Source organism: Flavobacterium sp. ST-158, from assembly GCF_058309975.1.
In genome coordinates this window covers 676,040-697,110 of record NZ_JBZEEN010000001.1, presented here as the reverse complement: position 1 = coordinate 697,110, position 21,071 = coordinate 676,040, and the positions used below count along the sequence as shown (strand labels likewise).

Below are 21,071 nucleotides of genomic sequence, written 5' to 3'. Positions count from 1 at the left end.
CGTGTTTTAGGATAGCATTAATTGTGCCTTTTTAACTGCTTCAACTAAGGCATCAATTTCTTCTTTTGTATTGTAAAAAGAGAATGAAGCTCTTATCGTTCCTGGAATTCCAAAGAAATTCATAATCGGTTGTGCGCAATGATGTCCTGTTCGAACAGCTATTCCTAATTTATCAATAATAGTACCAATATCATAAGGATGAATACCTTCAATATTAAAGGAAACTACCGAAGTTTTTGCTTTTGAATTTCCATAAATACGCAAACCTTCAATTTCGGATAAACGTTGGGTTGCATAAGCTAACAATTCCAGTTCTTGTTGTTGAATGTTTTCAAAACCAACTTCGTTCATGTAATCAATGGCAGTTCCCAGCACAATTCCACCAGCAATATTAGGCGTTCCTGCTTCAAATTTATGTGGCAATTCGGCATAAGTGGTTTTTTCAAAAGTCACTTCCTTAATCATTTCACCACCACCTTGATAAGGAGGCAATTTGTTTAACCAAGCTTCTTTACCGTACAAAACCCCGGTTCCTGTTGGTCCACACATTTTGTGTCCTGAAAAAGCATAAAAATCGCAATCTAAGGCTTGTACATCTGGTTTTAAATGCGGTACCGATTGTGCTCCGTCGATTAAAATTGCAGCGCCAACTTCATGTGCTTTATCAATCATGTATTTGATAGGATTGATAATTCCTAAAGCATTCGAAATGTGATTTACAGTTACAATTTTAGTTTTATCCGAAAGTAGTTTATCATATTCTGACATGATTAACTCTCCGTTTTCATCCATTGGAATCACTTTCAATACAGCGCCTGTTTTTTCGCAAAGCATTTGCCAAGGCACAATATTACTGTGGTGTTCTAAATGTGAAACAATCACTTCGTCGCCTGGTTTTAAGATAGAAGCAAATCCATTAGCCACCAAATTAATCCCAAAAGTAGTTCCTGAAGTAAATAGTACTTCGTGAGCATGTTTAGCATTAATGTGATTTTGAACTTTGCCACGGGCAATTTCGTAAGCATCAGTAGCCAATTGGCTTAAGGTATGTACGCCACGGTGAATGTTGGCATTAATTTCCTGATAATATTTTGAAATGGCATCGATAACCACTTGAGGTTTTTGCGAAGTTGCTCCGTTATCGAAATATACTAAAGGTTTTCCATTTACTTTTTCGTTCAGAATTGGAAAATCGGCTCTTATTTTTTGAATGTCTAACATAACTTATTTAGAAAAAATCTATTTTACAAAAGTACTAAAACTAAAATTGTTTTTTACCTCAATTATTTGTTTTGATTGATTGTAGTATCAGTTTAATTTATTGGAAAGATTTATAATGTAAAAGTTAGTCTTCTATTTGTGTTTTGTGGAAAGCGAAGCTTCAAGAAAACTGATAAAATTACAAAGGGCACAACGTTATCGAAATAAACTTTGTGCCCTTTGCTTAAACCTTTGCGGTAAAAAACTATAAATCGAAACCTAATTTCACGCCTAATTTCATAGCGATGATTTTAGTAATTCTTTGTTTTAGTTCCGGTATTTTGATGTTTTCGATTACTGCATTAGAGAAAGCGTACATCAATAAAGCTTTGGCTTCTTTTTTAGGGATTCCACGTTGTTGCATGTAGAATAAAGCAGTTTCATCCAATTGACCTACGGTGCATCCGTGCGAACATTTTACATCATCGGCAAAAATTTCTAATTGAGGTTTAGCGTTGATGCTTGCTTTGTCACTCAAAACAATGTTATTGCTTTGTTGGAAGGCATTTGTTTTTTGCGCTTCTTTCTCAACATATACTTTTCCGTTGAAAACTCCAGTTGAACGGTCATGGTAGATTCCTTTGTAATCCTGGAAACTTTCACAATTTGGCTGTGCGTGATTCACTAAGGTGTAATGATCCACGTGTTGTTTGTCTCCAATGATGGTAATTCCGTTAAGGGTACTTGTTAATCGCTCACCAAAATGGTAAAAGTTCAGGTTATTACGAGTTAAATTTCCACCAAAAGAAAAGGTATGTACAGAAGCATGACTTTCTTTTTGTTGCGAAACATAAGTGTTGTCAATTAAATTGGCTTCGTGATTGTCATTTTGGATTTTGTAATAATCCACAATAGCACGTTTTTGAGCAAAAATTTCTGTTACCGAGTTAGTCAGAACAGGATTATCACTTAAGCTTTGGTGACGCTCAATAATTTGTACATGAGAATTCTCACCCACAATTACTAAGTTTCTAGGCTGAACCATTAAAGCTGATTCGTTTCCTGTAGAGAAATACATGATTTCAATAGGTTTGTCAGCTACTTTGCTTTTTGGAATATTGATATAAGCTCCTTCATTGGCGAAAGCCGTATTTAATGAAGTAAGACTTTCATCTTTGCTGGCAATTTTGTTAAAATAGTTATCAATAACCATTTTGTATTTTGGCTTTGTCAATGCCGAAGACATCAAACAAACGTCAATTCCATCGTGAGTGGTTGAAGACAAATGAGAGCTAAAAATACCATCAATAAATACTACTTTATAAGTGTCTATTTCGTGAATAAAGTATTTTTTTACTTGATTAAATTCTATTGCACTGTCTTTTTTAGGAAAAACGGTAAAGTCATTTTTTAAGATGGCATTTAGCGAAGTATATTTCCAAGCCTCTTCTTTTTTAGTTGGGAAACCTTTTTCTTCAAAGTTCTTTAAAGCGGAAGTTCTCACATCATGAAGTTCGGATTGAACATCGATGCGCTCTTCAAAGGCCATGAACGATGATATTAATTTTTCTTTTAATTCCATTTTTATACTGTTTATGGTTTATGGTTTTTTGTTTATTGTTCAACTAGGAACAATAAACGATAAACTACAAACATTTTTACGCTTCTTGTTCTTGTTTAATCCAGTCGTATCCTTTTTCTTCTAATTCTAAGGCTAGGCTAGCGTCACCAGATTTTACAATTCTTCCATTGTATAATACGTGAACAAAATCAGGAACGATATATTCTAATAATCTTTGGTAGTGTGTAATTACGATAATGGCGTTTTTGTCGCTTTTTAATTTGTTTACCCCGTTAGCAACAATTCTTAAAGCATCGATATCTAATCCAGAATCAGTTTCGTCAAGAATAGCCAATTTAGGGTCTAACATTGCCATTTGGAAAATCTCATTACGTTTTTTCTCTCCACCAGAGAAACCTTCGTTAAGAGAACGCGATAAAAATTTACGGTCAATTTCTAATAATTCAGATTTTTCACGAATTACTTTCAACATTTCGTTAGCTGGCATTTCTTCCTGACCGTTAGCTTTACGAGTTTCGTTGATAGCTGTTTTCATGAAGTTTGTTACCGAAACTCCCGGGATTTCAACAGGATATTGGAACGAAAGGAATACTCCTTTGTGTGCTCTTTCTTCAGGAGCTAATTCAGAGATGTCTTCGTTTTCTAATAGGATTTCACCACCGGTTACTTCGTAGTTTTCATTTCCTGCAATAATTGCAGAAAGTGTACTTTTTCCAGCTCCGTTAGGTCCCATTATGGCGTGAATTTCTCCTGCTTTTATTTCAAGATTGATTCCTTTTAATATTTCTTTGTCCCCAATTGAGGCGTGTAAATTTTTTATTGATAACATTTTTCGAATGTGTTTTTTATACTTTAAACTAATTTTATCCTACAGAACCTTCAAGAGAAATTTCTAATAATTTTTGAGCTTCAACGGCAAACTCCATTGGCAACTTATTCAATACGTCTTTGCTGAAACCATTAACAATTAAGGCAATCGCTTTTTCAGTTGGTATACCACGTTGGTTGCAATAGAAAACTTGGTCTTCCCCAATTTTAGAAGTCGTTGCTTCGTGTTCTATTTTTGCTGATGGATTTTTACTTTCGATATAAGGGAAAGTATGTGCTCCACAATTGTTACCCATTAATAAAGAGTCACATTGTGAGAAGTTACGAGCATTTTCAGCTCTTGGGCTTATTTGCACTAATCCTCTATAACTATTTTGAGATTTCCCTGCCGAGATACCTTTGGAAATAATAGTAGATTTAGTGTTTTTACCTAAATGAATCATTTTTGTTCCAGTATCGGCTTGTTGGAAATTATTAGTAACAGCAATCGAATAAAATTCGCCTACAGAATTGTCTCCTTTTAATACACAAGAAGGGTATTTCCAGGTTACAGCTGAACCTGTTTCTACCTGAGTCCAGGATATTTTAGCATTGGTTTCACATAAACCTCTTTTGGTTACAAAGTTGTAAACCCCACCTTTTCCTTCTTTATTTCCAGGGAACCAGTTTTGAACTGTAGAATATTTAATTTCGGCGTCGTCAAGTGCAATTAATTCTACCACAGCAGCGTGTAATTGATTTTCGTCACGACTTGGAGCAGTACAACCCTCTAAGTAAGAAACATAACTTCCTTCATCAGCAATAACAAGAGTTCTTTCAAACTGACCTGTTCCCGCCTGATTGATACGGAAATAAGTAGAAAGTTCCATAGGACATTTTACTCCTTTTGGAATATAACAGAATGAGCCATCAGAGAAAACAGCCGAGTTTAAAGCGGCATAAAAGTTATCTCTTTGCGGTACTACTGTTCCTAAATATTTACGCACTAATTCCGGATGTTCTTTGATAGCTTCAGAGATACTCATAAAGATAATCCCTTTTTCGCCTAATGTTTTCTTAAATGTTGTAGCTACTGAAACCGAGTCAACTACAATATCCATAGCTACATTATTCATCATTTTTTGCTCATCGACAGAGATTCCTAACTTTTTGTACATTTCTAAAAGTTCAGGATCTACATCGTCAAGCGTTTTATTCGGGTCTACCGTTTTTGGAGCTGAATAATAAGAAATGGCTTGAAAATCAGGTTTGGCATAATGTACATTTGCCCATTCAGGTTCTGTCATTTGTTCCCAGGCTCTGAAGGCTTCAATACGCCAATCGGTCATCCATTGAGGTTCTCCTTTTTTTTGTGAAATGGCACGAACAATGTCTTCATTTAACCCAATAGGAAACGTCTCCGATTCTAATTCGGTGTAAAATCCGTACTCGTACTCTTTCGTTTCGAGTTCGATTTTTAAATCGTCTTCTGTATATTTACTCATTTTTTTTATTTAAAGATTACTTCGTCCTTTGCTTTTTAAGCTTAGGTAAAAATTTAAAGATGCAATTGTTCTTTAAATAGTTTTTTAATCGTTTACTTTCTTTCTAATTTTAGAATTTAATTTCTAAATTGATTTTGTTTAATCAAAGATTTATAGTGAGAAACTTTCTCCACAACCACAAGTTCTAGTTGCATTTGGGTTATTGAAAACAAATCCTTTTCCGTTTAACCCACCTGAAAACTCTAAAATTGTTCCGGCTAGATATAGGAATGATTTTTTTTCTACGGCAATAGTTATGTCGTTGTCTACGAAAATCTTATCGTCTTCCCCTTTGTTTTTGTCGAACTTTAAATCATAAGATAAGCCCGAGCATCCGCCGCTTTTAACACCTACTCTTACATAATCTGTGGCGGCATCAAAACCATCTTCTTTCATCAAGTCGATGATTTTCTTTTTGGCAGTATCAGAAACCTTTATCATTGTATATAGATTTTGTCTAAATTAACTGCAAAGATAAGGCATAAAAACGGTATTGCACAATAGATAACATTTTTATAACTAATAAGCGAATAGATATTACTTATTTAGTGTTGTTATTTAGAATAAATCTTATTTATTTTGTTTTTTGGCTTGAAAATCAGCTTTTAGTTGTTTATTGTTGTTTTCAATTTTTTATCCAATAAAGAGCATTTTTTTAAGAGAAATGCAGCTATTTTCCATAAATTGGCAGTCTAATTGTTTTTAGAAAATTTTAAATAAAAAAGATGAAGTTGTATCCTATAGAAACAGGAAATTTCAAATTAGATGGAGGTGCTATGTTTGGAGTAGTGCCAAAAACAATTTGGAACAAAACCAATCCCGCTGACGCCAATAATTTAATTGATATTGCTGCACGTTGTTTGCTCATTGAAGATGGTAATCGCTTAATTTTGATTGATACCGGAATGGGAAACAAACAATCGGAAAAGTTTTTTGGGTATTATTCGCTTTGGGGTACACACTCTATGGATGCATCTCTAGCTAAATATGGTTTTCATCGGGACGATATTACCGATGTATTTTTGACTCATTTGCATTTTGATCATTGTGGTGGAGCTATTCAGTGGAATAAAGATCATACAGGCTACGAACCAGCTTTTAAAAATGCTAAATTTTGGTCGAATGCTAATCATTGGCAATGGGCTACTGAACCGAATTCTCGTGAAAAAGCTTCTTTTTTGTCTGAAAATATTTTGCCGATGCAGGAAAGTGGTCAGCTGCATTTTATTGCCAGAAATGAAACCGATTTTTTAGATAAATCAGAGTTAGATTTCGGAATTTTCTTTGTCGATGGACATACTGAGAAGCAGATGATTCCGCATATTCAGTACCAAGGGAAAACCATCGTTTTTTGTGCTGATTTGTTACCAACAGCGGGACATATTCCCATTCCGTATGTAATGGGCTATGATACCAGACCACTATTGACAATGGACGAAAAAACAAAGTTCATGAACGCAGCAGCTGATAATAATTACTATTTATTTATGGAACATGATGCACATAACGAGATTATAACGGTGCAGCATACTGAAAAAGGAGTAAGACTTAAGGAAATCTTCAGTTGTTCCGAAATTTTATAAAAAAGTACATTAATACAAAAAACAGCCCATTTTGGATTTTCCAAAATGGGTTTTTAAGTTTTAAGTTTAAGAGATTGTTTAGTTGGTTTTAAATTTCCAGATTTGACCTGTTGTTTCTCCTCCTTTATTGTCTTTAACAACTACTTTCCAATAATATTCTTTTCCGGTATTTAAGTTTACATCAATGGTAGTTGTAGTGAGATTTTCACTTATTTTTTGTGTTGGAGTAGTCGTAGTACCAAAATAGACATCATAAACAAGAACATCAGTTGCATCAACATCAGTAGCTGTCCAACTCAATTTTGCAGTAGCAGTATTTAAAACTGAATTGGAAGCCGGAAACACTAATTCAGGTAAAAATGGTAAGTGATTCGTAACCGCTTCGCCAGCAGTATAGAATTTATATGTAGTTGAAAAACTGCTTAAAGAATTTTGACTGTCAGTAGCTTTAATTCTCCAGTAGTAAGCTGTGTTTTTTTCGAGTTGAATGGTTTGTAAATCGGAAACTGTAGTAACGGTTTTTACAATTTGAGTAAATAGATTGTCTTTGGCAATTTGAATTTGGTAGCTGGTTGTAATGTTTGCTTCAGCTACAATGTCCCATTCAAAATCAACAGCATTATCAAGACATAATTTATTATTTGCCGGAGCTACTAAAGTAGGAGCTATTGGTGCGGTGTCGTTAGTTTCCTCTCCACCACTGCTGCATGAAATGGATAAAAAACCAATGATGATAAAGTATATAAAATTCTTCATTTTTATTTTTTAATGATTTTTAAGTATTTAGGTGTGTTCAAATAGATTTTTACATAATAAACACCGGCAGGCTGGTTTTCAATGTTGAATTTGATTTGACCATTAGTTACACTTTTTGTTTCCGAAGAAATAATTTTAGAATCGGCAGTATATAAATCAATATTGATATTTTTAAGAGAAACAGGAACTTCAATTGTAAATTCTCCTTTGGTTGGGTTTGGGTGCGCTACAATTGAGGCTTGGGCATCTGCAATTTCTTTCAGATAAATTCCCTCACAGGCTTTAGCCGTCTTTACTTCTAAGAAATCACCATCGTTTACGGCAACAGAAAAAGTATCCGAAGTCGTTTCAAATTGTTCTTTACCATTAACAAAAACAGTGTAAGGTGCTGTACCTTCCGTTATTTCTACCGATGCCAAACGCGAAGAAATAGTTGATTTTCCAGTAATTGTTGCCGCTTTAGGAATCGTTACGGAGAAATTTTGTTCAAAATATTGTCCCGGAATCGTAATTCGGATTGCGTAAGTTGCCGGAGCCAAATTAGCGACCGTCAAAGTATTATTGGTCAAAGTATAATTGGTGCTGTTAATACTAGCAACATAATTATAATTGGCTTTAGCGGTAATAAATATAGCTCCGTTATTTTCATTCAAACAAGTTTCTCCTTTAGATTCGATGGTGAAGTTGTTTGAAGCTAAAGTAAGTGGAGCATTGCAGTCTTCAGCATATTGAGTTTTTGAATCTTTAGCAGTTGACCAATTGGTGTCAGCATATAAAACATTGTCTATTTGGATGCAATATAAGGAAGCATTGTTTTTAAAATTGACTGTAACTAAATTGGTGTTGAAACCATTTTTTAGATTTAAACTTTGTAAATCATTGTTCGAACAATTGATAAAAGTTAGAAGCTTATTTTTAGACAAATCAAGACTTACAATCTGATTGTTGGAACAACTTAGTTTTTTTAATTGCAAATTATTGGATAAATCCAATTCGGTAAGTTTGGTTGTTGTAGTATTTTTAGCAGTTATTGTTTTATTTGTAACAACAGTAGTGCCGTCAATATAAAGTTCTTCGAGTAGACTGTTTTTTGAAACATCTAGTGCACTTAATGGATTGTTTGAGCAGTCTAAATATTTCAAAAGTGTATTGTCGGATAAGTTTAGAGAAGTTAAGGAGTTTCCGCTACAGGTTAACTTTTCTAAATTTACAAAGTATTCAATACCTGATAAATCACGGATCCCTGAATTGGAAAGATCAAGAGTAGTTGTGTTTAAAATTGCAGCGGATAAAACGGAGCCGTTTTTTCCATCTTTATCAATACCCAAAGCAATTAATTTATCCTCAAATTCACTACTTATTTGAATGTTTTTAGGTGCACAATTTTCAGAATAAGAAGTTGTTGTGTCTTTTATATTCGACCAGTTTTGTTCAGAATAGGCTTTATTGTCGACTTGAATACAACTTAAATTTGGGTTATTTTTAAATGATGAAGCTAAGTTAGCGAGATCAAATTTTTGATTGTTTTCATTTTTTAAATTAAGACTTTCTAATTGATTATTTGAACAATCAACACGTATTAAATTAGTGTTTTTGGAAACATCTAAAATAGTGAGTTGATTTGAATCACATTTCAAATTGCTTAATGAAAGATTTTTAGAAACATCTAAATTGGTTAGTTGGTTTGAATTACAAAGTAAACTGCTTAAAGTAACATTTTCTGAAAGATTTAGATTAGTTAAGGTATTTGAATAGCAGGATAAACTACTCAGATTTATATTTTTCGAAAGATCTAAATTATTTAGTTTATTGTGAGCACAATTTAAAGATCTTAAAGCAATATTCTTGGAAAGATCTAAGCTACTTAAGTTGTTAAACATACAGACTAAATTTTTTAAAGCTGAGAAGTTTTCAATTCCGGTTAAATTAGAAATAGCAGCACTGGAAACATCCAAATTTACTACAGAAGAGATACTATCAGTTAGAACTTTGCCATCAGGTGTTCCTGAATCAATGCCTAGAGCAATTAATTTTTTTTCAAAATTGACGTCAGGAATTAATGTAGTTGGATTTCCACCTAATACTGTTACAATTTGTGTCGCAGTTGCAATATTATTGCTTCCATCTTTTACAGTCCAGATTACTGCGGTATTTCCGGAGAGAAAAGTAGTAGGGGCATTATTGGTTACTGAAGCTACGGAACAATTGTCGCTTGTTATTGGAGTGTCTAAATTAATTCCTGTCGCAACTCCGTTAGAATCTGCATTTACGGTTTTATTAGCGGGAGCTGCAATAATAGGTAAAATAGTATCGTTAACAGTTACCGATTGTGTAATTGTTGCAATATTATTACTGGCATCTTTTACAGTCCAGGTTACTTTTGTGTTTCCTAAAGGGAAAGCAGATGGAGCGTTATTAGTTACCGATACTACAGAGCAGTTATCTGAAGTTACCGGAGTGCCTAATGAAACATTAGTAGCTGTACAGTTTAAATTAGTATTTACCGATATGTTTGGCATATATGAAATGGTAGGGTTTTCAGTGTCAGCTTCTGTAGTTAAAGTAAAGTTTTTAGTTACTGATAATGAATCTGCATCTTTTATAGTACAGGAATAGTCTCCGGCTTTAATGTTGATAATGGTGCTTGTCGTTGCTCCGTTTGACCAAAGGTAAGAATAAGGTGTAGTTCCACCAGTAACAGAGGTTATTGATGCTGTACCTAGTCCTGAACAAGCTTCGTTAGTTTGGCTTGTAGTTACAGTAAGTGACTCTGGGCAATTAATAAGAGTTGGAGTGTTTTTATCAGTAGATGTGCCATCACCTAATTGGCCATAAGAATTACGACCCCATGTTAATAGAGTAAAATCTTTTTTTAAAGCGGCTGTATGTAAAGAGTGTGCAGATACTGTTTGCCAATTATTTGTTGTCCCAATTTGTTTTGGAGTATAGCTGTCACTATTTTTTCCATCTCCAAGTGTTCCTGTAATGTTACTCCCCCATGCCCATAAAGTTCCATCTGTTTTTACACCAAGTGTATAGCCTGATCCTGCGGTTATGGATTCCCAATTTGTAGATGTTCCTATCATTATAGGGGTATAATTGTTTGTAACTGTGCCGTTTCCTAATTGTCCAGAAATATTACTTCCCCATGTCCATAAAGTTCCATCTGTTTTTGTAGCAACTGTGTGGCTAGATCCAGCAGCTATTGTTTTCCAATCAGTTGCTGTTCCAATTTTTTTTGGAATACTACTGTTTATTTGTGTGCCATCTCCAAGTCGTCCATAAAAATTATTTCCCCATGCCCATAAACTACCATCGGTTTTCAAGGCAACAGTGTAATCATAACCAGCTGTTATCGTTTGCCAATCTTTGGCTGTTCCTATCTGTGTAGGTATATTTTTATTTACAGTGGTTTCATCACCGAGTTGACCATATTTATTATATCCCCATGCCCATAAACTACCATCTTTTTTTATGGCTATAATATGATATCCTCCAGCAGTTACCGTTTTCCAGTCAGTTGTTGTTCCTATTTGTGTAGGTGTATTTTTATTTATATTGGTTCCATCTCCTAATTCCCCAAAATAATTATTTCCCCATGCCCATAAAGTGCCATCTGTTTTTATAGCGATAGTGTTAGTCTCACCTGTCGCCACAGCTTGCCAATCTTTAGTAGTTCCTATTAGTGTTGGAATGTTTTTATTTATATTACTACTATCGCCGAGTTGACCAACTCCATTGTATCCCCAAGCCCATAAAGAACCATCATTTTTTATTGCAACAGTATGTGATCCTCCAACAGCTATAGTTTTCCAGCATTGTGCTTTTATATGTAAGTTTGAAAAAATGATAAGTAAAAGTAAAATTCTTCTCATATTTAAAAATTTGGATTTCGTTCTAACTAATTCAGGGTGTAATTTTTTTATTACACAAAACTACAATAAATATTATTTCTAAGTGATTATTTTGTAAGAATTCATTCTTTTTTAAGTTAATTAGGATGTTGTAATATACTTGTGTTATAGCTTTTACATAAAGTTTTTTTCCTGTACTGATATCTTAATCTAGTGTTAATCCTGAAAATTTTCGAATAGAAAAATTATTTTTAATCTATATTTGACTTTGATTTAATAAATAATGTACATGAATACAGTAAAATCCATTAGCCTTTCGCTGTTGTCTGCTTTAGTTTTAGCAGGATGTGGGGCTCAAAAATTGCCCAATTATAAATCAGTAACCGCCATTACAGCACCAGAAAATGTTACTAAAAAGAGGGCTTTAACGGATGACCAATTGAAGTTTTGGAATCAATACGATATTGTAAAAGATACCGTTCCTGGGATGAGTGTGGATAGAGCTTATGCTGAATTGCTGAAAAATAGAAAATCTCAAAAAGTAATCGTTGGAATTGTAGATTCGGGTGTGGATATCGAGCATGAGGATTTGAAATCAGTAATTTGGACTAACCCAAAAGAAATTCCAGACAACGGAATTGATGATGATAAAAACGGTTATGTAGATGATATTCATGGTTGGAATTTTCTGGGAGACATTACTAAAGAACATTTAGAATACGAAAGAATTGTAAAAGACAAGAGTTTAGTTGATGAAGCTACTTATCAAGAAGCTAAAAAACTATACGATAAAAAAATCTCTGACGCACAGAACGAGAAAAACTATCTAGGTACTTTATTAGCCCAAGCAACTAAAGCGGACGATATTATTAAAAAACAATTAAAAAAAGAAATCTATACCTTAGACGAGGTAAAAACTATTGATTCTAAAGATACTTTGGTTCAAAAAAGCACTATGATTATACAAAAGATGTTTTCTTTTGGGATGCCAATTGCCGATTTGAAGACAGAAATTCAAAAAGAATTAGATACTAAAGAGGAACTTTTAAATCCAGATAATCTCAATATTGATTACAGAAAAGTACTTGGTGATAATCCAAATGATATTACAGATACTAATTATGGTAACAATAATGTGATGGGACCAGATAAAGAAGAAATTCTTCATGGAACCCATGTAGCTGGAATTGTTGCTCAAGTAAGAAACAACAATATTGGAGGAAACGGAATTGCTAATAATGTAGAAATTCTTACTGTTCGTGCTGTTCCTGATGGCGATGAGTATGACAAAGATATTGCATTAGCGATTCGTTATGCAGTAGACAATGGTGCTAAAGTAATCAATGGAAGTTTCGGAAAATCATTTTCGCCACATAAAAATTGGGTTTTTGATGCCATTAAATATGCCGCTGAGAAAGATGTTTTAATTGTTCATGCCGCTGGAAATGATGCTAAAAACATTGATTTTTATGATAATTTTCCAAATGATTCAGAAGATAAAAAAACGGAGATTTCAGATAATTTAATCACAGTTGGCGCATTGAATTTTGAATATGGAGAGAATTTACCCGCACGTTTTTCTAACATTGGAAAAATCAATGTAGATGTATTTGCACCTGGTGTAAAAATATATGCTACAACTCCGGATAATACCTATAAGTTTTTACAAGGAACATCAATGGCTGCGCCAAATGTGGCTGGAGTAGCGGCCTTAATTCGTTCGTATTATCCAAAATTAACAGCTTCTCAAGTGAAACATATTTTGATGGATTCAGGGGTAACAATTGATAAGAAGGTTGTTGTAGGTGGAAATCCAAAAGACATTCGCCCTTTTAGTGAGTTGTCCAAAACTGGGAAAATAGTAAACGCCTACAATGCCATTTTGATGGCAAATAAAATGGCTAAAAAATAGATTCATACAATATTAATGTAATGGAAGGATGATATGTCCTTCCATTTTTTATTTAAATACCATGAAGAGAATTCTTTTACTTGCATTTATTTTGACAAATGTATTTTCTTTGGTTGCCCAAAATCCTCCTTATTGGCAGCAAGCCGTAGATTATAAAATGGAGGTGGTAATGGACGCTGAGCATTATCAGTACAAAGGCAAACAGGAATTAGTTTACAACAATAATTCCTCAGATACTTTAAAGAAAGTGTATTATCATTTGTATCCCAATGCTTTTCAGCCGGGAAGTGAAATGGCTGAAAGAGCCGATTACATTCCGGATCCCGATGCCCGAATGGTCAGAAAAACCAAAGTAGATGGAGTTGAAATTAAAGAAAACCGCATTCAGCAATTAAAACCTAATGAAATTGGATATTTGAAAATTTCTAATTTCAAACAAGACGGTGTTACTGCAACTACCAAAACCATTGGAACAATTTTAGAAGTAATTTTGGCAAAGCCCATTTTGCCTCATTCTAAAACTACGTTTACTTTGGATTTTGATGGGCAGGTTCCGGTGCAAATTCGTCGTTCCGGTAGAAATAATGCCGAAGGTATCGCTTTTTCGATGTCGCAATGGTATCCTAAAATCGCCGAATTTGATTTTGAAGGTTGGCATGCAGATCCCTACATCGCCAGAGAATTTCATGGCGTTTGGGGGAATTTTGATGTCAAAATTACCATTGATAAAGACTATGTTTTAGGAGGTTCTGGTTATTTGCAAAATCCAAACGAAATAGGGCATGGTTATCAGGACGAAGGTGTGGAAGTAAAATATTCGAAAAGAACTAAAAACCTAACTTGGCATTTTGTAGCGCCTATGGTACACGATTTTACTTGGGCAGCCGATAAAGAATACATTCATGATGTGGTAAAAGGGCCTAATAATGTAGATTTACATTTCTTATACAAAAACAATCCTAAAATCATAGACAACTGGAAAAATTTGCAGCCTTTAATGGTTAAGGTGATGGATTTTTACAATAAAAACATTGGTGATTATCCGTATAAACAATACTCTTTTATTCAGGGTGGCGATGGTGGAATGGAGTATGCTATGTGTACTTTGATTTTAGGAAATGGAACTTTGGAAGGTGTTTTTGGTACAGCAACGCATGAATTAGGACATAACTGGTTCCAACATGTTTTGGCCTCCAATGAGTCCAAACATCCTTGGATGGACGAAGGTTTTACCACCTACATAGAAGATATGGCGGTAAATGAAATCACTGGAAAAAAAGCAGCAAACCCATTTGAAGGAAATTATAAGGCTTATTATTCTTTGGTGAATTCGGGTAAAGAACAGCCACAAACCACTCATGGTGACCGTTATGATTGGAATCGTGCCTATAGTATTTCTTCTTATGTGAAAGGAAGTATTTTTCTTTCTCAATTGGGTTATTTAATTGGTCAGGATAATTTAGCCAAAACTATTAAAAGATATTATCAGGATTTTAAATTCAAGCATCCTACACCAAATGATATTAAACGAACTGCCGAACGTGTTTCGGGAGCGGAACTGGATTGGTATTTAACCGATTGGACGCAAACTACCAATACTATTGATTACGGAATTACCGCTGTTACTGAAAATGGAGCAAATACGCTAGTGAGTTTGGAACGAATGGGGCGCATGCCAATGCCTATAGATTTGCAGCTAGAATATACTGACGGAACAAAGGAAAGTTTTTACATTCCGTTGCGAATGATGTATTTTGAAAAAGAAAATCCGAATCCATCAATTAAAAGAACAGTGTTGAATGACTGGCCTTGGGCAAACCCAAAATATGAGTTGACCATTTCAAAGCCTAAAAGCAGCATCAAAAAAATTACCATTGACCCAAGCGGTTTAATGGCGGATGTAAAAGCACAAAATAATACTTATGAAGTGAAGTAATTTTTGCTTCTAATTTCTTAATATTAAAACCCGACAGTTTTCAAAAAGCTGTCGGGTTTGTTGTTTTGAAAACTATTTTTTTACATCCTTGAAAACTCTACAATTATCTCCATTAGTAAAAATAGAATAAGAAAAACGATGAAATAATAAAGTTCTACTTTTAATAGAATAAGAAATAAAGCAAAAGATAAAAGAGTGTATATATAGCCAATAACAATTAATTTTTTGTTGTTCTCTTTTTGGTTGAAAACATATTTTTTTCTCTTTATAATGATGAAATAATTTAATATTAAAATAATAGTAAATAATATATAGTTATATGCTTTGGTTTTTAAAAGAATAAACGAATCAGATAAATAATAAATAAAACAATTAATATTGAAAATTAATAGTATTGAGAAAAATATAGATGTTGTAATTACGGGTATGTCTTTGTTTATTTGAGAAATTCTTGCGTATAAAGACTTAAATAAAAAGATATAAATGTTCATCTTTGACTGGTTGTTGATTAATCCTAAATAATGCGGATTTACAATCCGTGCTTTCAAACAAATCTAATCAAAAAGTTCTTACAATCAATAGCTGTTATTCTTTACTTAAAGAAGTGTACGAAATAGCATTTACTTTGTAACTTTGCGGTTCAATGAAAAATTCGATGAAAAACAAACTAGTATATATTTTTGGTCTGCTGATTTTGCTGGCTTCCTGTAACCAGGAAAACAATCAAAAACGATTAGCTGAAAATGCCAAAGATGCCCAAAAGAAAAAAGTCATTTTTGAAAATATCAAGAAAGGCTGGGATTTTTATGACGAACCCATCAATGAGGCCACGGAAGAAACCGTAAAAAGCTGGAACGATTTGCGTTTGTTCATGCAGGAATTAGCTCAAAAACCAAAGAAAACCATTAGTGCTTACCAACAAAAATCGGCTGCCATTGCTAAAAAAGCAATGGCTTTGAATAATGCAATTCCAGAGTTGCTCAATAAACCACAAATTAAAAGCCGAATTTCGGTTTTGATTACTAAGGTTAGGCTTTTGGATATGTACATTCATTTGGATAATATTCCCGATAAAAAAGTGGTGCAATTAGTGGGCGAAGTCAATAAAGAATTGGCCACATTGCAACGTCAAATCGATATTTTGACCGAGAAAAGCAAGATTCCGGTTGAGGAAGGTGAGGACGAAATGAGACGAATGTTGTTGGATTCGGCAAGAGCGATTCCTAATAATCCAATGATGTCCAATCCATCTGTTCTTCCAGCTAGTACAAGAGCTATAATTAATCCAAACGACGCTAGAGTTGAGTAAATCTGCCTTATATACCATCTACGAAACCTCGCCTAAAATGCTGCAAATTGTTGCTGCACTACAGGAAAAAAAATCAGTAAAATTACATTTGAGCGGTTTATTGGGTTCGGCAATTTCGTTTGTCATTCGTTCGGCGTTTAAGAAAGTGGAATTGCCGTTTTTGGTCATTTTGAACAACAAAGAAGAAGCTGCTTATTATTTGAATGATTTGGAACAAATGATTGGCGAGGAAGATGTGTTGTTTTATCCCAGTTCTTACCGCCGTCCGTACCAAATAGAAGAAACTGATAATGCCAATGTTTTGCTTCGTGCCGAAGTATTAAACCGCATTAATTCCCGTAAAAAACCAGCGGTAATTGTGAGTTATCCTGAAGCACTTTTTGAAAAAGTGGTTACTCGTCGGGATTTGGATAAAAACACCTTGAAAGTAAGTGTGGGTGATAAAATTTCGATTGATTTTATCAACGAAGTGTTATTCGAATACGAATTTAAAAGAGTCGATTTTATCACCGAACCTGGTGAGTTTTCTGTTCGAGGTGGAATTGTGGATGTATTTTCTTTTTCAAATGATAATCCGTACCGAATTGAGTTTTTTGGGAATGAAGTGGATAGTATCCGAACTTTTGATGTCGCCACGCAATTGTCATTGGAACAACAAAAGAAAATTACGATTATTCCCAATGTGGAGAACAAACTTTTTCAGGAAAACAGAGAATCTTTCTTAGATTATATTTCGGAGCAAACGGTGCTGTTAATTCAGAATACCGAAGATTTATTATCACAATTAGATAAGCAATTTACCCGCGCCGAAGAAGCTTTTGAGAAATTGTCTAAGGATATCAAACACGCCACTCCAGAACAATTATTTTTGGATCAAAAGGCATTTATAAAGCGGGCGCTGGATTTTTCTATTGTAGAATTGAGTTCAAAAACCATTTTTAAAACCACTAAAAAAATTGAATTTCACATTCAGCCGCAGCCTTCGTTCAACAAGCAATTTGATTTGTTGTTGAATAATCTGAGTGAGAATCATTTTAACGGATACAAAAATTATTTGTTCTGCTCGAATGAGGCACAGGCCAAACGTTTTCATGATATTTTTGAAACCTTGGACGAAGCCAATTCAGAGAATATTCGCAAACAATACAACACCATTGTTTTGCCAATGTACCAGGGATTTATAGATGAGGAAAACCAAATTTCTTGCTATACCGATCATCAGATTTTTGAGCGTTATCATAAATTTAGTATCAAAAACGGTTATTCGAAAAAACAGAATATCACTTTAAAAGAATTGACTACTTTGTCTGTTGGCGATTATGTAACGCATATTGACCACGGAATTGGGAAATTTGGAGGATTGCAAAAAATTCAGGTCGAAGGCAAAACGCAGGAAGCGATTAAACTGGTTTATGCCGATAATGATATTGTGTACGTGAGTATACATTCGCTGCACAAAATTTCGAAATACAACGGCAAAGACGGAACACCTCCTAAAATATATAAATTAGGTTCGAATGCCTGGAAGGCTCTGAAACAAAAAACCAAAGCCAGAGTCAAACATATTGCGTTCAATTTGATTCAATTGTATGCTAAAAGGCGATTGGAAAAAGGTTTTCAATATGCGCCTGATAGTTATTTACAAAACGAATTGGAAAGTTCGTTTATTTACGAAGATACACCAGATCAAACAAAATCGACTCAGGAAGTAAAAGCCGATATGGAAAGCGATCGCCCGATGGATCGATTGGTTTGCGGAGATGTAGGTTTTGGAAAAACCGAAGTGGCTATTCGTGCAGCATTTAAAGCGGTGGACAATAGCAAACAGGTAGCGGTTTTGGTGCCAACCACTATTTTGGCGTACCAGCATTTTAGAACTTTTTCGGAGCGATTAAAAGACATGCCGGTTTCTATTGGGTATTTGAACCGTTTTAGAACAGCTAAACAAAAAGCAGAAACTTTAAAACAACTAGCTGAAGGAAAATTGGATATTGTTATTGGAACGCATCAGTTGGTGAACAAAAATGTAGTTTTTAAAGATTTAGGTTTGCTGATTGTGGATGAGGAACAAAAGTTTGGTGTGAACGTAAAAGACAAGTTGAAAACTATTGCTGCTAATGTGGATACGCTGACTTTGACTGCAACACCAATTCCTAGGACTTTACAGTTTTCGTTGATGGCTGCAAGAGATTTATCAGTTATTACAACGCCTCCACCTAATAGATATCCTATTGAAACTAATGTGGTAGGTTTTAGCGAAGAAGTAATCCGGGATGCGATTTCGTATGAAATTCAGCGTAACGGACAGGTTTATTTTATCAATAATCGCATTGAAAACATCAAAGAAGTGGCCGGAATGATTCAGCGTTTGGTACCAAATGCCAAAGTGGGAATCGGTCACGGACAAATGGACGGTAAGAAACTCGAAGAACTGATGCTGGCTTTCATGAATGGAGAATTTGATGTTTTAGTTGCTACAACTATTATCGAAAGTGGATTGGATGTACCCAATGCTAATACGATTTTTATCAATAATGCCAATAATTTTGGTTTGTCTGATTTGCACCAAATGCGGGGTCGTGTGGGTCGAAGTAATAAGAAAGCATTCTGTTATTTTATCTGCCCGCCTTATTCGTCCATGACCGAAGAAGCCAGAAAACGTATTCAGGCTTTGGAACAATTTAGCGAACTCGGCAGCGGATTTAATATCGCGATGAAAGATTTAGAGATTCGTGGTGCAGGAGATTTATTGGGTGGAGAACAATCCGGTTTCATTAACGAAATAGGTTTTGATACTTACCAAAAAATCATGAATGAGGCGATTGAAGAGTTGAAAGAAAACGAATTCAAAGATTTGTATCCGGCTGAAAATGATATTGAAACCAAGGAATATGTAAAAGACCTGCAAATTGACACCGATTTTGAATTACTGTTTTCGGATGAATACATCAATAATATTTCGGAGCGTATGAATTTGTATAACGAATTGGCAGCTATTAAAAACGAAGAAGAGTTGGTTGTTTTCCAAAATAAACTGATTGACCGTTTTGGTCCTTTACCTCCGCGTGCCAATGCCTTAATGAACAGTATTCGCATCAAATGGGTGGCAACCCGTGTCGGAATTGAGAAATTAGTGATGAAACAAGGCAAAATGATTGGCTATTTTGTGTCCGATCAACAATCCGATTTTTACCAATCGAATCGTTTTCATAAGGTGTTGCAGTTTGTGCAAAAGCATGCTTCACTTTGCAAAATGAAAGAAAAACAAACGCCGAATGGCTTACGTTTATTACTGACTTTTGACAACGTAAAATCGACTAGGAGAGCTTTGGAATTAATGGAGATGTTGGGTCAGGGATAGTTTTTTAACTTATTTGATTAGATAATCAAATTCTTTTAACGCCCCTGTTTTTCTGATTTCAAATAGATCTTCGACATAAAAGCCGTAATTCACCTGAATTTTTCCGTTAGCTATTGTGTTATAGGTTTCAGAGAAGTTTTCTTTGATTTGTTTTTCAAATCTTTCATCATAGACAAACTCAATAGGTGTAACAAAATCTATTTTTTTTAATCTAAAAGAATCAGGAGGAATTGAATTTCTTAATCCTTTAGGTTTTAAGGGAGTTGCCCATTTTCCTTCTGTTGTCATGTAAACATCATCAAATACATATCTGGTTTGAAGTAATTCTCCATTATATTCCAAAACATATAACAAGCAATATTCAAAATCAGCAAAAAAAGTTTTAAATGGTTTGTAATTTTGTTGAAATGCAGGAGAATGTGGCGGGTAAGTTGTAAATTGGATAGTATCTTTTTTGAAATCACCATAGATATTTTTAACTACCAAATATTTGGATAAAATTCTAGAATTTAAACGACCTATGTTACAATAACTTGACGAAGCCTTCCATACTTTGATTTTTTTACCAATGAATACATAAAGTTTTGTTGGTTTTTCAGGATGAGAAGGCCATACTTCACAAGGTTCTAATTCTAATCTAACATTTACTTTTTTCTTTTTTATTAAATCAGCAACTAAGAATTTTGTAGTTATATGCCAATAGCTTTCAAAAAATAAAGAATCCGTTAATTTAGCTTTTATTTCAAAATTACCTAAGCTGTCTGTGTGGGTTCTGTAATTTTTGTCTTGAAGTAGTCGAGTCAATATTTGATTGTTTTTAGTAACTTCTTGATAAGATGCCTCTTTTATGTCTTCAAACTTTGATTTCTTTTTCCATTCTTCAACTAAAAAATCACTGTGTTTTCTTAGTTTATTAATAGTGTCATTTTTAATAATATAAACATCTCTGTTATGAAATTTTCCTGAATTATATGCTTGTCCTTTTATGATTATTTCTTGAGATATAACCATTTGAAAAGTCAATAAAAACAATAAAGTATATCTTTTCATTTTACATAATTTACAATCGTAAATATAAGTTTTTTCTTTTAAATTTTAATATGGAGTAATCTATAGTTTACATTTGACAATGTAAAATCAACCCGAAGAGCTTTGGAACTGATGGAACTATTGGGTGGAAGAGAGAGTTAATGGTTGTTTTTGTAGTAATTTGGATAATTTTAGTGC

13 protein-coding genes are annotated in these 21,071 nt (G+C 34.1%); 5 read left to right on the top strand and 8 right to left on the bottom strand.

The window, feature by feature from the left end; all coding sequences use genetic code 11:
• Nucleotides 1-6: 6 nt before the first annotated feature.
• From AC4FRF_RS02945 to AC4FRF_RS02925, 5 genes are all read right to left on the bottom strand, one after another.
• A complete protein-coding gene (locus AC4FRF_RS02945) occupies nucleotides 7-1,221 on the bottom strand; it encodes an aminotransferase class V-fold PLP-dependent enzyme (protein WP_491157959.1) in 1,215 nt (404 codons plus the stop codon).
• A gap of 244 nt (nucleotides 1,222-1,465) precedes the next feature.
• Nucleotides 1,466-2,782: a Fe-S cluster assembly protein SufD gene (gene sufD / locus AC4FRF_RS02940; protein ID WP_491157958.1), complete on the bottom strand. Its 1,317-nt coding sequence runs from the start codon at nucleotides 2,780-2,782 to the stop codon at nucleotides 1,466-1,468.
• Between the two features lie 76 nt (nucleotides 2,783-2,858).
• The gene (gene sufC / locus AC4FRF_RS02935; protein ID WP_491157957.1) at nucleotides 2,859-3,611 is read right to left on the bottom strand and encodes a Fe-S cluster assembly ATPase SufC; all 753 of its coding nucleotides are present in this window, start codon (nucleotides 3,609-3,611) and stop codon (nucleotides 2,859-2,861) included.
• A gap of 34 nt (nucleotides 3,612-3,645) precedes the next feature.
• Entirely contained in the window at nucleotides 3,646-5,094 is a 1,449-nt protein-coding gene (sufB, locus tag AC4FRF_RS02930) for a Fe-S cluster assembly protein SufB (protein ID WP_491157956.1), read from the bottom strand.
• A gap of 150 nt (nucleotides 5,095-5,244) precedes the next feature.
• Nucleotides 5,245-5,574, bottom strand: coding sequence for a HesB/IscA family protein (locus tag AC4FRF_RS02925; protein WP_491157955.1), 330 nt, complete (start codon nucleotides 5,572-5,574; stop codon nucleotides 5,245-5,247).
• Nucleotides 5,575-5,858: 284 nt separating this feature from the next.
• Between AC4FRF_RS02925 and AC4FRF_RS02920 the strand changes: the two genes are divergently transcribed.
• Complete coding sequence (locus tag AC4FRF_RS02920) at nucleotides 5,859-6,716, top strand: MBL fold metallo-hydrolase (RefSeq protein ID WP_491157954.1); 858 nt, start codon at nucleotides 5,859-5,861, stop codon at nucleotides 6,714-6,716.
• A 78-nt stretch (nucleotides 6,717-6,794) separates the two neighbouring features.
• On the opposite strand, the gene AC4FRF_RS02915 is transcribed toward AC4FRF_RS02920, so the two are convergent.
• Complete coding sequence (locus tag AC4FRF_RS02915) at nucleotides 6,795-7,472, bottom strand: glycoside hydrolase family 78 protein (RefSeq protein WP_491157953.1); 678 nt, start codon at nucleotides 7,470-7,472, stop codon at nucleotides 6,795-6,797.
• A gap of 2 nt (nucleotides 7,473-7,474) precedes the next feature.
• Nucleotides 7,475-11,347: an RCC1 domain-containing protein gene (locus AC4FRF_RS02910; RefSeq protein WP_491157952.1), complete on the bottom strand. Its 3,873-nt coding sequence runs from the start codon at nucleotides 11,345-11,347 to the stop codon at nucleotides 7,475-7,477.
• A 268-nt stretch (nucleotides 11,348-11,615) separates the two neighbouring features.
• On the opposite strand from AC4FRF_RS02910, the gene AC4FRF_RS02905 reads away from it, so the two are divergent.
• From AC4FRF_RS02905 to mfd, 4 genes are all read left to right on the top strand, one after another.
• Entirely contained in the window at nucleotides 11,616-13,238 is a 1,623-nt protein-coding gene (locus AC4FRF_RS02905; protein ID WP_491157951.1) for a S8 family peptidase, read from the top strand.
• Between the two features lie 61 nt (nucleotides 13,239-13,299).
• A complete protein-coding gene (locus AC4FRF_RS02900; RefSeq protein WP_491157950.1) occupies nucleotides 13,300-15,174 on the top strand; it encodes a M1 family metallopeptidase in 1,875 nt (624 codons plus the stop codon).
• 655 nt (nucleotides 15,175-15,829) lie between these two features.
• Nucleotides 15,830-16,483, top strand: coding sequence for a hypothetical protein (locus AC4FRF_RS02895; protein WP_491157949.1), 654 nt, complete (start codon nucleotides 15,830-15,832; stop codon nucleotides 16,481-16,483).
• A gap of 37 nt (nucleotides 16,484-16,520) precedes the next feature.
• A complete protein-coding gene (gene mfd / locus AC4FRF_RS02890) occupies nucleotides 16,521-19,844 on the top strand; it encodes a transcription-repair coupling factor (protein WP_491158293.1) in 3,324 nt (1,107 codons plus the stop codon).
• A 9-nt stretch (nucleotides 19,845-19,853) separates the two neighbouring features.
• Here mfd and AC4FRF_RS02885 read toward each other — a convergent pair whose 3' ends face one another.
• A complete protein-coding gene (locus tag AC4FRF_RS02885; protein WP_491157948.1) occupies nucleotides 19,854-20,894 on the bottom strand; it encodes a hypothetical protein in 1,041 nt (346 codons plus the stop codon).
• Nucleotides 20,895-21,071: the final 177 nt, after the last annotated feature.